Below are 15,400 nucleotides of genomic sequence, written 5' to 3'. Positions count from 1 at the left end.
TATTTTGTCTGTAAAATCATAAGCAATTTTACTTTGGAAAGTATAGTTATGAAACGGTTCTACGGTCTGTCCAAACGTTTCTGGGGTAAAGTCGTACCCTTCGCTTCCATATCGGTTGGCAAATGCTGTTACAGATAGCTTATTTTTTCTTGTCTGTAAAGAAATTCCAAAATCAGTAGTTTGGTTTGTTCCATAACGTGCTGAAAGTTCTACACTTGTACCATTTGGATTTTTAGTAATAATATTGATAACTCCAGCCAAAGCCTCCGAACCATACAGACTAGAACTTGCTCCCTTTATAATTTCTATTCGTTCAATATTTCCTACTGCAATTCTTGAAAGTTCTAACGTACCTGCTACTCTTCCAATAATTGGCTCTCCATCAATCAAAATAAGTGTATAATCTGGGTCAAAACCCTGAATTTGAATGCCCTGTCCGTGGTCTTGCAGAAGAGTTAGCCCTGTTTGCTCTATCAAAACTTCACTCAAACGCAAACTTCCCATCTCTTGAATTTGCTCCTCATCAATAACTGTCATAGGTATAGGAACTTCAGAAAGTAACTTTTCGCTACGAGTAGCTGTAACAACCACTTGATTAAGCTCTTCTGTCTTGGTGCTATCTTCTTGAGTCGGATTTTGTCCTACTAGATACTGATTAGAAACGAAGAGGCATAAAAATAATGGTAAAAAAAATTTCATGGCTATAAATAGTAAGTATTAAACTCTGCTTGAATGAGTATTTGGTGATGCAAATATTATATTTATTTAGACTTATTCCAAATAATTTTCAAAAATAATTTTTATTTAATCTAAATAAGGATATTTTTGCAGTAACAAACTTGTTATCTTAATGCTATAAGACAACAAGTTTGTTACTTTTATCACTTAAACCTTAAAATCATATTGAGTTATGAAAAAATTAACTTTATCAAGTGTACTTTCTTTATTATTAATTTTTGGTGCTGCTTTTACCTCTCCATCAGACAATGACCCTAATCCGAAAGATAAAGAAGCCATCAAATCTATGTGTGGTTGTTATGAAGTAACCTTTAATTTTGCAGAAACCTTCTCTCCAGATACGTCTTACAAATTTCACGAAAATTATAAGGCTGGAGCTTTGGAGTGGGTACAGCTCGTAGAGGAAACTCCTACATTTGTTTCTATGCAACATTTGTTACTAGCTAATGATACAATGATTATCAAGCACTGGAGGCAAGATTGGAGCTACGAAAACACCAATTTTTATATGTATGATGGAGATAATAATTGGAAATTTGTACAACAACCAAAATCGGAAGTGGCAGGACAATGGACACAGAAAGTGTTTCAAGTAGATGATAGCCCACGTTATGAAGGTTCAGCAAGTTGGGTACATGTAGATGGTCGTCATTATTGGGACAACACAACGAATAGTCCTCTACCAAGGCGTGAGTTTACCAAACGTAATGATTACAATGTTATGGTGCGTGGTAATCTACACGAAATTACAAATGAAGGCTGGATTCACGAACAAGACAATGATAAAGTATTGCGTAAAGATGGAAAAGATATATTGATTGCTACTGAAAAAGGTATGAATACATATAAAAAAGTAGATGATTCTCGTTGCTTGGCTGCCCAAACGTGGTGGAAAAATAACAAAGACTTTTGGGCTGTTGCTAGAACAGAATGGAACAGTATATTTGCTAGAAATAAAGATTTAAAACTCAAAAAAGTGGTAGATAAGAAACCTCTATTTATGCACCTTTTCCCATTAGAAACTTCTGAAACAAAAAAAATTAAGCCTATTATTTCAGAATTTGTAGAAGAGTAGATATAATGCGCTTCATTATTTTGAATCTTGCAACCTATTTCATTTATTTGATTTTGAATGAGATAGGTTTTTTATTTTAGTGCTAAAAATAAAGAGTTCGGAATGCTAAGAAAATCCAAATAAATTTAAAAAAAACTAGGTAATTGATTTTATTTCTCTTAATTTTTGTTTAGTTTCGCTATTGATACTTTGATTTTATACATAGAAAATATTGGAATTCAGTGCTAATTTTGCTTTATTTTCCTTGTCCCCTTATTATTTTGGATATTTTATCGAAAAAACATTGAATCTTATCTGATTTATTATGATTTTTGATAAAAGGTAAGTTGAAGTATTACAACAATGTATTTGCATTTTTGAAGCATAAAACTAAATTTAGATTTGCTTTTTGCTTTTTTTCAAAAAACTATACAACAATTTTAAGCGTATGGATAACGATTTCGTCATATATGATTTTTACGACCAAATGCGTAAACATCAAACGTTACTAGCTTTTCAAGGAGTAGTTTCTCAAGATTTGCTCTCTCGTTTGGCGAGTAGTTTGAAGCGCAAAAGTTCACAACAAGACCCAAATATTGGACGCAAAATATTTGCTATTTTTATAGAGCTTTCTCAAAATGTTAGTCTTCATTCTATTGAAAAATCGTATTCTATCAAAGAAGACAAACCTATTGGAGTGGGCTATCTTTTAGTAAGTGAGGCAGATGACCATTTTTTAATCTCTTCTTCCAATCTGATAGAAAATTCTAACCTAGACCACGTTATGCAGCGTTGTCAGCACATTAATTCTTTAGATGATGGAGAACTGAAACAATATTATAAAGAACAACGTCGTGCGCCACAGCGTACAAACAAACCTGGAGCTAACATTGGTCTGATTGATATGGTTCGCAAATCCAACAACCCATTGATTGGAGAGGCTTACCCACACCCAGACTACCCTAGCCAATCATTTTTAACTATTACTGTAAGATTAGATAAATAAAATTCTTAAAATTATATATTCGTATGGAAAACTTCCAAATCGAAGGTGAGAACTACATCCCTACTGTTAATTTCAACGCTGAAACTGGAGAATTAGAAATCTCTGGAGAATCGTATCACGAATACACCATTGAGTTTTTTCAGCCTATTTTTGAATGGCTCAACAAGTATTTAGAAGAAGAAGGCAGGACTATTGTTTTCAATTTCAGAATGACTTATTTCAACACTTCGTCTTCTCGTCGTTTTTTAGAGATTTTCGATTTAATTGAAGATTACAGTAAAAATAAAAATGGCAATGTTACTGTAAACTGGTATTATGAGAAAGACGATGTAGATATGCTTGAGAGTGGCGAAGAATACGCTGAAGATGTAGATTTGTCATTTAATTTACTTTCTTACTAATAGGAACATAAAGTAGTATTTTACTCTTTTTCCTATAAGTTGGTTAGCCTTCTTATATTTTTTATAAAGAAGGCTAATTTTAGTGATTCTATTTTCTTATTCTAAAAAAGGCAGTTGAAACCCACTTTTTTGCATCAATAAGTTAATACGAAGAATGGCTTTGTTGATATAGTTTTTCTGCTCTCCCTCAGTATTATCTTTGATAGTTTTATGAAACTCTAATAAAAGAGAATTTATTTTAGACACATCTAACTTTCCTTCTATTCTTTGTGCCAAAAGCAAAGATTCTATCATAGAAAAGAGTCTCTCAACTACCATAACATCATCTTTTCCATAATATAAAATAGGTGCAATATAACGATACATCAGATTGTAGAGTGAATAGGTTTCCTCCCAAAGTCTAGTATTGTCATCTTCATCAGTATAACAATAAACACCCTCACGAAGAGCTTTTTCTATAAAAAGTAAGGTCATATAATTTATTGTTCGGATAGCTGTTTCTGGGTCATTTATCCCCGGACTTAATGCTTTTGTTGCTATTTCAGATAATTGCTTAATTCCATATACATAATTGTCTTGTATGTATTCATTATCATAAAATATAAACTCTTCTAATATTTCATCCATCACTTCTTGTTTTATTTCTTTATCTACTTTCAATAAAGGAGTACCAATAACAAGAAATGAACCTTCTTTCAGACTTATAAACAGTTTTATATCGTGTTTTTTAGCTACTTTTACTAACTTTTTTCTATTACATTCTCTAAAATAGCCACTTTGGTTGCTTGGGATAGTTTGCCAGCTTGCTACCTTATCAAAAACTGTCTGATAGTCTTGATATTTACTAACTTCTTTGGATTTTAATTCTTTAAATGTCTTGTTATATACAAGCAAAATAATATTATCTACTTGAACAGACCTAGATATGGAATGAATAAAATAAATAAAGAGAATTAAAGACAATACTCCTAAACACATTCCTACGAAAATACTGAGTTGAGGAATATAAATTCCTTCTTCTGTCTTACCTATATTCACAATAAGCAAAAGACAATACAAAATTGTTCCTAAGTAAGTTCCTAAAACCACTTGATAAGACTTGTTGGTTAGCACCCCTGGTACAACCCGAGGAGAAAAGGCTGTGGCAGCTTGGTTAAGGACTACCATTACCATAGAAAAATTAAATACCATTAGGGAAATAATGCCTCCAATAAAAGCATTGAGCAAGAAACGAGCATTATCTGCACCTATTACTAACGCAAACTTCAAGACCTCCTTCGCTTCATTACTTAGTTCGGAGTCTTCAAAGGTCATCATCAATATAGAAAACGTAACAGACAAGAAAGCCATCACAGAAGGTATAAAAATAATGCTGTTTATGAAGGCTAAATAAGTTTTTCGAAGGTACTGATAGGGACGTTTAAGCATAGATAAAAAAATTATAATACATCCTATTTATTTACTAGAAGTAACCACTCTAAGTTAAAATAGTTATCTATAAAAAAACTCCTTCTTCCATACAGGAAAAAGGAGTGAAAAATTCTATCAAATTATTTCTAACGACTAGAGTTATTTTTCTAATTTTCTTTTACTTTTTATATAAAAAGTGTACTGATAGACTCTCTATCGTGTATTTTACGAATTGCTTTTGCAAAAAGGTCTGCTACTGACAATACTTTTATTTTGTCTGACTCTTCTTTCAATGGAATAGTATCCATAACAGCCAGCTCTACGAGTGGAGAATTATTGATATTTTCATACGCCTTTCCAGACAAAACAGGGTGTGTAGCTATCGCACGTACAGACACAGCACCGTTATCTAAAAGAACTTGTGCAGCCTTTGAAATTGTTCCTGCCGTATCGATAAGATCATCTACAATAATTACATTCGCTCCTTCTACATCTCCTATTACTTGCATAGAAGCAATTTCGTTGGCTCTCTTTCTGTGTTTATCACAAACTACCATATCAGCGTGAAACTGGGCAGCATAACTTCTTGCTCTTGCAACTCCTCCAACATCAGGCGAAGCAAAAACAAGATTTTCAATCTTTAATGATTCAATGTAAGGAATAAAAATAGCTGTTGCGTATAGATGGTCAACAGGAATATCGAAAAACCCTTGAATCTGTCCTGCATGCAAATCACAAGTCATGATACGAGTTGCGCCTGCTGCAGAAACAAGATTGGCTACCAGTTTTGCACCGATAGCCACACGAGGTTTATCTTTTCTGTCTTGTCGAGCATATCCAAAATAAGGCATTACTACGGTCACCGAACCAGCCGAAGCACGCTTGGCAGCATCAATCATAAGCAAAAGCTCCATTAGATTATCGGCAGGTGGAAAGGTAGATTGGACAATAAATACATCTGCACCACGAATAGATTCGCTATAATTAGGACACATTTCTCCATCACTAAAAACTTGAAGATTGTGTTCTCCTAGGGGCTTTCCATAAGAGTGAGCAATCTTTTTGGCTAGATAACGAGAGGAAGAACCAGAGAATATTTTGACAGAATTCATAAGGTATAAAGAACAATAGGGTAAAAATAAGTATTGCAAAGATTTAAGACAAAAATAAACACACTAAGCAGTAATTTCAAATCAAAGAGTGTTTTATTTTACATTTACTCATTTTATAACCTAATCTTATCATTATTGATGAGTAGAATTACCTAAATTCTGCTGGACAAACCACTCTGCTAATTGTAAAACTAAGAGAAATGCCTGTATAATAATACATATCTTTAGTAAACAGATTTGTCATTTGAAATTTCCCTACACTACTTACTTCATCAGCGTTGCTGTCTTGAAGCATTCCATCTATTGCATCTGTAAAAGTAGGTCTTGCGCCAAATTCGAAGCCGAGATTATAATTTTGCCCTAACATATACTTTAAGCCTACTCCTACTGGTATAGCAATTTCCAATGCGTTGGGTTGGCTATCAAAATAATTGCTATTTACAGAAATATGTGCTACCGAACCTCCTAGAAAAATATAAGGAGAAAGACGATTTAGCTCACTCATTGCTCTATAATCTCTAAAATTATATTCTGCCCTTCCTGATACTTCATAAACAGTACCAGCAAATTTTGCTGCTCTTTGCTGAAAGAAAGGTTCTTCTGAATCTGTTTCATCTGCTCCTATCGCTCCTATTGCAGCACCAAAGCGAAATGAAAAAATAGGATTTGGATTGAGACGCACAAAAAACTCTCCTGCAGGACGAAGATTTTTTACCTTATAAGATGGAGAAATATCACCTGTATAGTTCATAACTCCTGCTCCAAAACCAAATTCTAAATCTTGAGCATTACAAAGTGTAAAGGAAAATAGCACACACAAAACGCTCAAAACAGCTTTTTTATAGACTGTAAATATCATAATATTCTGACTAATAATTTATAAATGATAATATTTCTATTAGATTTTTACTTTTAAGAATTGACAAATTTACAGCCATTTCCTAACATAAGCATCAAAAATCACAAAAAAAGTGTACAAGAACAGTTTAGACTTGTACACTTTCTGAAAAATATTCTTTTTTATTTTCTTATTACTATTTAAAACGAACAGGACAACGCACTCCGTGAGGAGGAATAATATAAATCAAATGAAATCCTGTAAGCATATAAACATCATTATCTTTTTGGTTTCCACGAATACTTGGATCTATGTATGGGTCGCTACCAAAACCATCAAAGGTATTATACTGTTGTCCATCAATACCTGTATAACTATAACGGTTCAGTAAACTATAAAGCTCTCCATTACCAGCCATCTCTTCTAAAGTTGCATATCTGTCACCTTCTAAAGAACGGTCGTGAAATGCTTTTGCTAATTCATCATCACCAAAAACACCTAAATTCAAATAATTACGACTTACATCATCCAAATAATCTGTTAGTAAAAAACGATATGAGAACTCAAAAGCAATATCTATACGATTAGAGAGTTTTTTGCGAATACCAAATCCAACAGGGAAAGCTACTTGGACTTTAGAGTATTTATTGTGTAAATTGACAGTATCTCCACTAAAATTGATGTACTCACGCCCCTGTCCTTCTGTACCCAAAGGTTGTAAGTCTGTCCATTCGCCTGCTCCCCAATCTGGGCTACCTCCTCCAATCTTTGTTTCGGGAGCTTTTGCTTTTGGTGCGTGATAAAAAACTGCTAATCCACCCAAAACGTAAGGTACAAATTGTTTTGGACGCTGATAAAATTCTTTATTGAGACGTTCTGAACTCATCAGATCCCAACGAAAAGTAGTATTGAGTTCGAAAATATCATTTCTAAAATGAGCATTACGAATATAACGGAAAAAATCATGACTATCTGCTGGGTCTGCCGTTTCTACGTCATAACTCAAGAGTCTTCCCCAGTTGAGTCCTAAACGAGCTGAAAACTGTGGACGGAATTTTTTCTCTACAAAAATTCCAATATTTGGACGAGTAAAACGTAAGTCGGTACTCCAAAAACTAGGTTTTGGCACAATATCTCCAAAATAGTTCATTGCATTGACATTCAACCCAACACTTACATATTGTCTGCGTTTTGTCCACACCCATTTATGATTATGAGGTCCTCTTCGGGGAGTTGTTTTTTTGTAGTAGTATTTATTTCCTACTTGTGCCTGTACTTCTTCAGTTGCTAAAAAAGCAACTCCAAGCAAAGCGAATAGAAATGTAAAAAGAATTTTTTTCATAGAAACGATTTTTTAAAAATCTGTCGTAGCTATTCACTAGACAAGATAAATGTATAGAGCTATTTTTAGAGTGTTTGTAGTAAAGACAATAGAAAATTTGATTCTGAACCACCTCTTATTAGAATAAACTCAAAAAATACAAAAAAATTTTATCTCCTCCCTCAAAATCAAACCATTAAGTATAATTATTCTGTTCAGAAAAGGAATAAAACTATTACCTAACACAAAAATAGGCAAAAATTATGCTATCGCTTATAAATTTATAAAAAATTGGAGCAAATACTGTGTTAAATTTTAAATTTTCTAAATAAAAATTCCTATCTGCTTTTCTAACAAATAGGAATTTTAAAAATTTGTTTGTTTTTCTGTTTAACTTTTTGACATAGGTTCTTCCATCATCTGATAATTTCCAGTTTTTTTAGCGTAAGCCTGCTTTATCTTCTTGACACCTTGTAAGATACTGGCAGCACTCAAACATAAAATAATTCCTGTATTAATACGATTATCTTCATTAAAAGCATCCTTTTTAAACAGTGCTTGTCCAAAGGCTACTACACCAGTAAGCGAGGCAACAGCTCCAAATGCACCTTCATACTCTGGTTTGTGGTGTAGGTTTCCAGGTAAGTATCGAATAGCAGTTTCTGCTCCACTAACTGCCGAAGTGATTGTTTTTAGTGTTCTTTTATCCATAACATAAAAATTAAGTTGAAAAAATATTTATTTCTTCAACCTTATTTTATGAAAATTGTTTCTGATACATCTAATAAATAATCACTATTTTAGCCTAAAATTGTTTCAAAATCATCTTTGTATTCGCTTTCTCTTAAAATATTAAATGTTTCGTTAGTTTTGAAAAAACCTATTGTATTCGGATTGAGTTCAATAGATTCTTCTATTGAAATAAGAGCCTTCGAAAACTGTTTGAGTTCAGTCTGTACAAGAGCTAAACCTACCCATACTTCCCACAGAGGAAAATTTTTACGCTGTTTTGGCAAGTCAATTACTCGTTGGTAATATGTGAGAGCTTCTTCATTTTTTCCTAAGTCTAATTGCAATTTTGCCATTTCCAATAAAGCATCATCAAAGTGAGGATGCAGCTTTAGAGCAGCTTCAAAAGATTCTAATGCTTTATCATTATCATTTATCTGCCTGAAAGCTAAGGCTTTATTGAGATGCGCTCGTTCGGGTCTGTTTTCTGTCATTCTTAAAGAAAGGGCAAAATCAAAATATGAAATTGCTGTTCTAGGCTGTTTCATATTTAGCATTGCTGTACCCATATTGAGATAGGTATCACCTTTTTCTGGAGTAATTTGAGAATAGGCTTTAAAATTATCGTAAGCATTCCTCCAATCTTGAAGCTGCATATAAGTCAGACCTTTTATATAAAATGCAGGAGCAAATTTTGAGTCTTCTTCTAAAGTAGCATTTAGTTTTTCTAAAGCAATGTCGTATTTTCTTGTTTCGTAGGCTTTGCAAGCTTCGTTATAAGCTGCTGGTATTTCTTGTGGCTGCATAAAATGAATATAATTCAATGACTGATTTTAAACAATTTGCAAATTTACATAAAAAATGGACAGGGCTGAAACCCTGTCCATTTAAAGATTATCGATAAAGGAAAATTACTTTTTAACAACTACTTGATATACTTCTTCTGAACGCTGTGAAATAGTTGCATTTCCTAGTCCAGTAAAATTATTGAGTGTTTCAGCATCATAATTTTTGATAGTAATAAGCTCTAAATTATCCACTACTGAAAGTTCAAAATCGGAAGTAAGAGATTTTTCTAGCATTTCTAACTTACGAGCATCTGTATCAGTACAAACAGAAAAAGAAGTAGCTGACACTTGAAGCAAGTTTGTTTTGATATTATGACGATTCAACTCTGAATGAATATAAGCCAGTTGGTTTCGCTCATTGATAGCAGCCAAATCTTTTGCCTTAAAAATAAACATACTTTGGTTACCTTTAACGATTATAGAAGGAATAGAGGGCAGCGTTTCAAAATCTCCAATTTTAGTACCTTCTATTTCTGCATTAATAAAAGAACGTACGTAAAGTGTTATTCCCTTTGCAGCCAACGGACGAATTGTTTTTGGGTGAATAACTGTCGCTCCATAATACGTCATTTCAGCAGCATCAGAATAATTGATTTGTTTAAAAAGAAGTGTATTTTTTATTCTTTTTGGGTCAGCATTCAAAATTCCAGAAACATCTTTCCAAATCGTAACACCATCAGCCTTCAAACAATAGGCAAAAACAGCAGCCGTAAAATCTGAACCCTCACGTCCAAGCGTCGTTGTTTTTCCTCCAATTGTTCCTCCAATAAAGCCTTGTGTCAAAACAAAACGTTGTTCTAGCATAGGTAAAAGTTCGGCTCTGATGAGTTGTTCCGACCATTCCCAATCTACTTGCCCTTCTCTCCAACGTTCGTTTGTCTGTACAAAACGACGAGCATCTACCCAAAGACATTTGTCATCGTGTTCCATTTTCAAATACTCTGAAACGATAGCTGTCGACATAAGCTCACCAAAACAAATTACTTGGTCGTAGTGCTTGTCCCAGTTGGGTTCGTCGTCATTGAGAGTTGCCTCAAGCTGAAAAATATATTTTTGAAGAATTTTATAGACAATTTTTTCACGCTCACCATCAAAAAGCTCATCTGCAATCTGATAGTGATAGTCTTCAATCTGTTTTAAAATCTGTTTGACCTTGTCTTCCTGTTTCGATTTGGCTGCCTTAAATACGTCTTCTAAATGGTTTGTCGTCTTGCCCATAGCAGAAACAACAATAACGAGTTTATCTTTTTTGTCAATAAATGAGCGTAAAATAGTGCTTACATTTCTGACAGCAGGAGCATCTTTTACAGACGCACCACCAAATTTGAATACATGTAACATGGAAAAATGGTCAATTAAAAATTAAAATTCATAAACTGAAAAGTTTTTGTGTTGTGTGTTAAAGTTATCACAAAAATTAAAGTTGCAAAGAAACAAAGTAGAATATTCTTAGGCAAGAATTTAAGATATGTTATTCTTATATGGAGAATGGATAGCTAAAAATTATCTTTGGTAAGCTAAAGATTGAAAATCTAAAATGTAGTTTTTGAGTTGGTGTTGCTTCGTTAGAACATAAATAAAGATAGCGTTATTAATTGATTGTAAATAGTTAAATTCCAAATTTAATTTTTATTGGGTATAAATGTGACGGAAACTCAAATTATGTATTATACACATAATACATCACTTTAAATTTGTAAGTAAAATGAGAATAGTTTTTGGAGTCTTGTTATCAATCATTTTTTCTTTATCAGTGTTTAGCCAAAATGAGAAAAATAAAAGTATGTTACTAGTTAGTAGAATATATTATGGCAAAAAATGTGAGTACGTAGCTTTTCGAGTTAATAGTTCTAAAATTGAGATTGATAGTTGTTATGATATCAACTCTAATAGCTTTCAAGCTTTGAAAACCATCAGTTTATCAGATGAACCATTTATTGCAAAAGTTTATGAAGAGCCTACAGAAAGTTTATTATCCTACGAAATGGAAATTAATGAAATTAACTGTGATTATTTTACACCGATTTCAATTACAGTATATGAAGGAGAGCAGATTACAAGGCTAAAGTGGAAACGTAAAATTGGTATCTATTGTGGCTCAAAGTCAGTTAGAAATTTAATTGAAGGTTTACAAAAAACATTTGAAAAGTATAATTAATAAATAACGTGAACTCGGAATTATATTTATTGATTATCAATGAGTTATGATATTCTTTTAATCTTCGGTACTGCCCTTTGGGCTGACCTTGATTAAAAGTAGGTCAGTCTCGTTAGAGCAGACCTAAAATAGTTTTTGTAGTGTATAGAGAAGCATTTAAGATTGGTTTTTAATCCCGAGTTCACGTTAAATATAAACAACCATCTTTTTGATAGTTGTTGGAGTTAAAAGTAAAATAAATGATAAAACCCTAAGAATTTTTAAACACTCTTAGGGTTTTAGCTTTCTCATTCTAAAGAATGAGCTACAAATTTATTTCATAGAACCAATCATATTTGCAGGTACCACCCACTCATCAAACTGTTCAGAAGTCAAAAATTCTAGTTCTACAGCAGCTTGGCGCAATGTTTTGTTTTCTTTATGCGCTTTCTTGGCAATTTTAGCAGCTTTTTCGTAACCAATATGTGTATTGAGAGCCGTAACGAGCATTAAAGAATTTTCTAAATGCTTTTGTATATTTTCTTTGTTTGGTTCAATTCCTACAGCACAGTTATCTGTAAATGACACACAAGCATCACCAATCAGACGAGCCGATTGAAGAACATTAGCAGCAATCAATGGCTTGAAAACATTGAGTTCGAAGTGTCCGTTTGAGCCACCCACCGAAACAGCCATATCATTACCCATTACTTGAGCGCAAACCATCGTCATAGCTTCTGGCTGTGTAGGGTTTACTTTTCCTGGCATAATAGAAGAACCTGGTTCGTTTTCTGGAAGCATAATTTCTCCAATACCACAACGAGGACCTGACCCCAACATACGAATATCATTGCCGATTTTCATAAGTGCAACAGCTGTACGCTTCAATGCACCAGAAAGCTCTACCATCGCATCGTGAGCAGCTAAAGCTTCAAATTTGTTTGGTGCAGTTACGAAAGGTAAACCCGTAAGGTTAGCAATTTTTTCAGCTACCAAAACATCATATCCTTTTGGTGTATTTAGTCCTGTTCCTACGGCAGTTCCTCCAAGAGCAAGCTCTCTTACCATTTCTAGCGCATTTTTGATGCAGCGCAAAGAGTTATTGAGTTGTTGAACATAACCAGAAAACTCTTGTCCGAGTGTAAGAGGAGTAGCATCCATAAAGTGAGTACGCCCCGTCTTTACAATGTCTTTAAATTCCTCTGATTTGCTTTGTAGCGTATCACGCAATTTTTCTATGCCCTTAATCGTATTTTCTGTAACGAGTTTGTAGGCTGCAATGTGCATTGCTGTTGGAAATGTGTCATTTGAAGACTGCGATTTGTTTACATCATCGTTAGGGTGAAGAGCTTTTTTCTCATCTGTCAAGTTTCCACCACTCAAAACGTGTCCACGGTATGCCACCACTTCATTCACATTCATATTCGACTGTGTTCCCGAACCTGTTTGCCAAATTACTAGAGGAAATTGGTCATCTAACTTTCCATCCAAAATCTCATCACACGCTTTTCCAATAAGGTCACTTTTTTCCTTTGCCAAAACGCCTAATTCTGTATTGGCTTGTGCAGCAGCTTTTTTGAGATAAGCAAACGCATAGACGATTTCTTTTGGCATAGAAGCCTCATCACCTATTTTGAAATTGTTACGGCTACGCTCTGTTTGTGCGCCCCAGTATTTGTCGGCAGGCACTTTTACCTCGCCCATTGTATCACGCTCAATACGAAAATCTGACATAGAAATTCAATTAAAAATTACAGATTAAAAATTATGAATTGTATGAAAGATAAAATTACAGACTTTGTAGTGGGATTGCAAATTTTGTTGTTTTTTGGTCAAATGTCAAAAGCAGACCATTTGAGTAAAAAAAACTAAATGAGCTTTCCATTCTAAAATTTCAATTCCAAATTTATTCCTAATCTCTAAGCATATAAACAACAAAAACAATAAACATCACAATTACAGAAACGATAGCTACCATTTTGAGGGCATTGGCACTACTTTCTTCTTGAGGTTGCTGTTGTGAGAGTGTGATTTGCTGAACAGGAACGTTATTGTTCATTGGGTGAAGTTCCTTCAAAATACGTAGCTCTGCTTTAGCATCACTCAAATCCATTCTTGACTGATTAAGCTCTGTACGAGTTTGGTTGAGGTCTGTCAAGAGCTTATTAACTTGGCTTTGCAAATCTTTTTCGTGGTTGTAGGCAATATTTACTTTTTCATTGAGTCCACGAAGTTCTTCTTGAAGGTTTTTAATAGCTTGTTGGTCTTGACGAGTTTGTTCTTGCGACTTTTGAAGATTGTTTTGAGTGGTTTCTAAAAGCGAATTTTGTTCTTTGTTTCGCTCTGTCATTTGAGCTAGTTCTCTTCCACGTTCATCTATAATTTGATGCAGACGCATTTTGTCATTTTTCAAATCGCTAAGTTGTGTTTGGAGCGTTCCGATACTTCCTTCTTTTGCATCAATTTGTGCACCTTTCGAATCTATCTGCGCTTGTTTTTGAATGAGTTCTTCCTTTATTTTGGCTGCATTGTTTTCTGACTCTTCTAACTGTTTTTGAAGGTCTGCAATCGTTTTGAGATGCTCTTCGTTAGTTTTTCTAATGTCTTCTAACAAAAATGTATTTTCTACCTCTTTTTTATCAGAACCCTGTGTTGTATTGAAGATAAAAGCTACTAAAGCAGCAATCGCCACCACGCCAATCGCATACTTTACGATGCTCACAGGCTGATTAATAGAACCCTTGATATATCCGAATGGTGTATTTGATTTTGACATGACTCAATTACGATTTTTTTTAATTACGAAATAAGCATTCAGCGAAGCTAATTACGAATTATTTGTCTTAACTCTGATTACTTAAAATTAGTTAGACACAACACTAAAAAATCTTTTGTAAAGGTAGAATTTCAAAAATCATAAAACCACAAATCCGTAACTGATTATATTGTATTTCAATTAGCTTCACTGCTTTATCAGGTCGTAATTCGTAATTTTTAATTCGTAATTGATTAGCAACGATAAATATACATTATTTTTTGCACTTGCTCTCTTTTTTTAGCAAAAATTTTCTTTGCTTTCATAATGTTATAAATATTTTACAATTCATCCAACTTAAAAACCACTCATAACTCACTGAAAATCAACACTTTTCATATTTTCACTTGCTCATTACAAATTATTTTACCTACTACCTTGCATAACATAGTAACCTTTTTTATACTGCTTCGTATAAGAAGACATACGGACATTGTTAGAGTTTTAAGCTCTTTCATTATTCACTAAAACAATTAAACATTTAACCAAATAAGACGTGATTACATTAGAAAATGCTGAAGTACAAATGCGAAAAGGAATTTTGGAACTGTGTGTTTTGCGTGTAATTGCAGGTGGTGAAGTGTATGCTTCTGAGCTACTTCGCAGCTTAAAGGAAGCTCAATTATTGGTAGTAGAAGGAACGCTTTATCCACTTCTAAATCGTCTGAATAAATCTGGATTAGTTACTTACTCGTGGCAAGAATCTACAGGAGGTCCTCCAAGAAAATATTATCGCTTAACAGACAATGGACATGATTTTTTACAAGGATTGACCAACTCTTGGCATCAACTTGTTTTTTCAACAAATACTCTTTTAGAAAATACAAATCAGAATAGACAAGAACAACGACAAGCCAGCTAAAAAAACTATTTAGAAAGGAGAAATCAGATTTTAAAATGAATACAGTTTCTCTTCTTTGTCAAAGACAAGGCATTTAACCTACAAAATAATTTAAAAAAAATGTAATTTTTCATCATTACCTATTACTAA

Annotated in this window: 15 protein-coding genes; 5 read left to right on the top strand and 10 right to left on the bottom strand. The window is 33.5% G+C overall.

Annotated elements, in window-relative coordinates:
• The coding region (locus tag QZ659_RS14540; RefSeq protein ID WP_291726675.1) for a TonB-dependent receptor plug domain-containing protein at nucleotides 1-699 on the bottom strand (699 nt) is incomplete at its 3' end.
• Between the two features lie 211 nt (nucleotides 700-910).
• Here QZ659_RS14540 and QZ659_RS14535 point away from each other — a divergent pair.
• The 3 genes from QZ659_RS14535 (at nucleotide 911) to QZ659_RS14525 (ending at nucleotide 3,199) form a co-directional block, all read left to right on the top strand.
• The gene (locus QZ659_RS14535; protein ID WP_291726672.1) at nucleotides 911-1,813 is read left to right on the top strand and encodes a DUF6607 family protein; all 903 of its coding nucleotides are present in this window, start codon (nucleotides 911-913) and stop codon (nucleotides 1,811-1,813) included.
• A gap of 427 nt (nucleotides 1,814-2,240) precedes the next feature.
• Nucleotides 2,241-2,798, top strand: coding sequence for a SiaB family protein kinase (locus tag QZ659_RS14530; RefSeq protein WP_291726669.1), 558 nt, complete (start codon nucleotides 2,241-2,243; stop codon nucleotides 2,796-2,798).
• Between the two features lie 23 nt (nucleotides 2,799-2,821).
• Nucleotides 2,822-3,199, top strand: coding sequence for a DUF1987 domain-containing protein (locus QZ659_RS14525; protein WP_291726666.1), 378 nt, complete (start codon nucleotides 2,822-2,824; stop codon nucleotides 3,197-3,199).
• A gap of 96 nt (nucleotides 3,200-3,295) precedes the next feature.
• Here QZ659_RS14525 and QZ659_RS14520 read toward each other — a convergent pair whose 3' ends face one another.
• From QZ659_RS14520 to QZ659_RS14490, 7 genes are all read right to left on the bottom strand, one after another.
• Nucleotides 3,296-4,627 (bottom strand): DUF2254 domain-containing protein, encoded by a 1,332-nt coding sequence (locus tag QZ659_RS14520; protein WP_291726665.1) that lies wholly within the window; start codon nucleotides 4,625-4,627, stop codon nucleotides 3,296-3,298.
• 167 nt (nucleotides 4,628-4,794) lie between these two features.
• Complete coding sequence (locus tag QZ659_RS14515) at nucleotides 4,795-5,721, bottom strand: ribose-phosphate pyrophosphokinase (protein ID WP_291726662.1); 927 nt, start codon at nucleotides 5,719-5,721, stop codon at nucleotides 4,795-4,797.
• Nucleotides 5,722-5,869: 148 nt separating this feature from the next.
• Nucleotides 5,870-6,580, bottom strand: a complete 711-nt coding sequence (locus tag QZ659_RS14510) for a DUF6089 family protein (RefSeq protein WP_291726660.1) — start codon at nucleotides 6,578-6,580, stop codon at nucleotides 5,870-5,872.
• A gap of 175 nt (nucleotides 6,581-6,755) precedes the next feature.
• Nucleotides 6,756-7,901, bottom strand: a complete 1,146-nt coding sequence (locus QZ659_RS14505; protein ID WP_291726656.1) for a DUF6089 family protein — start codon at nucleotides 7,899-7,901, stop codon at nucleotides 6,756-6,758.
• A 369-nt stretch (nucleotides 7,902-8,270) separates the two neighbouring features.
• Complete coding sequence (locus tag QZ659_RS14500) at nucleotides 8,271-8,591, bottom strand: hypothetical protein (RefSeq protein WP_291726654.1); 321 nt, start codon at nucleotides 8,589-8,591, stop codon at nucleotides 8,271-8,273.
• A gap of 89 nt (nucleotides 8,592-8,680) precedes the next feature.
• Nucleotides 8,681-9,415 carry a tetratricopeptide repeat protein gene (locus QZ659_RS14495; protein WP_291726652.1) on the bottom strand — a complete coding sequence of 245 codons (735 nt, stop codon included), beginning with the start codon at nucleotides 9,413-9,415 and terminating at the stop codon, nucleotides 8,681-8,683.
• 105 nt (nucleotides 9,416-9,520) lie between these two features.
• Nucleotides 9,521-10,798, bottom strand: coding sequence for an aspartate kinase (locus QZ659_RS14490; protein WP_291726649.1), 1,278 nt, complete (start codon nucleotides 10,796-10,798; stop codon nucleotides 9,521-9,523).
• A 364-nt stretch (nucleotides 10,799-11,162) separates the two neighbouring features.
• On the opposite strand from QZ659_RS14490, the gene QZ659_RS14485 reads away from it, so the two are divergent.
• Nucleotides 11,163-11,615 carry a hypothetical protein gene (locus QZ659_RS14485; protein ID WP_291726646.1) on the top strand — a complete coding sequence of 151 codons (453 nt, stop codon included), beginning with the start codon at nucleotides 11,163-11,165 and terminating at the stop codon, nucleotides 11,613-11,615.
• A 312-nt stretch (nucleotides 11,616-11,927) separates the two neighbouring features.
• Here QZ659_RS14485 and fumC read toward each other — a convergent pair whose 3' ends face one another.
• Both fumC and QZ659_RS14475 read right to left on the bottom strand, forming a co-directional pair.
• Nucleotides 11,928-13,328 carry a class II fumarate hydratase gene (gene fumC, locus QZ659_RS14480; RefSeq protein ID WP_291726622.1) on the bottom strand — a complete coding sequence of 467 codons (1,401 nt, stop codon included), beginning with the start codon at nucleotides 13,326-13,328 and terminating at the stop codon, nucleotides 11,928-11,930.
• Between the two features lie 178 nt (nucleotides 13,329-13,506).
• Nucleotides 13,507-14,370 (bottom strand): hypothetical protein, encoded by an 864-nt coding sequence (locus tag QZ659_RS14475; RefSeq protein ID WP_291726619.1) that lies wholly within the window; start codon nucleotides 14,368-14,370, stop codon nucleotides 13,507-13,509.
• Nucleotides 14,371-14,905: 535 nt separating this feature from the next.
• Between QZ659_RS14475 and QZ659_RS14470 the strand changes: the two genes are divergently transcribed.
• The gene (locus tag QZ659_RS14470; protein WP_366935869.1) at nucleotides 14,906-15,271 is read left to right on the top strand and encodes a PadR family transcriptional regulator; all 366 of its coding nucleotides are present in this window, start codon (nucleotides 14,906-14,908) and stop codon (nucleotides 15,269-15,271) included.
• Nucleotides 15,272-15,400 lie beyond the last annotated feature (129 nt).

The organism is Bernardetia sp. (genome assembly GCF_020630935.1).
GTDB lineage: Bacteria > Bacteroidota > Bacteroidia > Cytophagales > Bernardetiaceae > Bernardetia.
The sequence above is the reverse complement of the archived record's forward strand: the minus strand, read 5'-3'. Positions and strand labels throughout refer to the sequence as shown.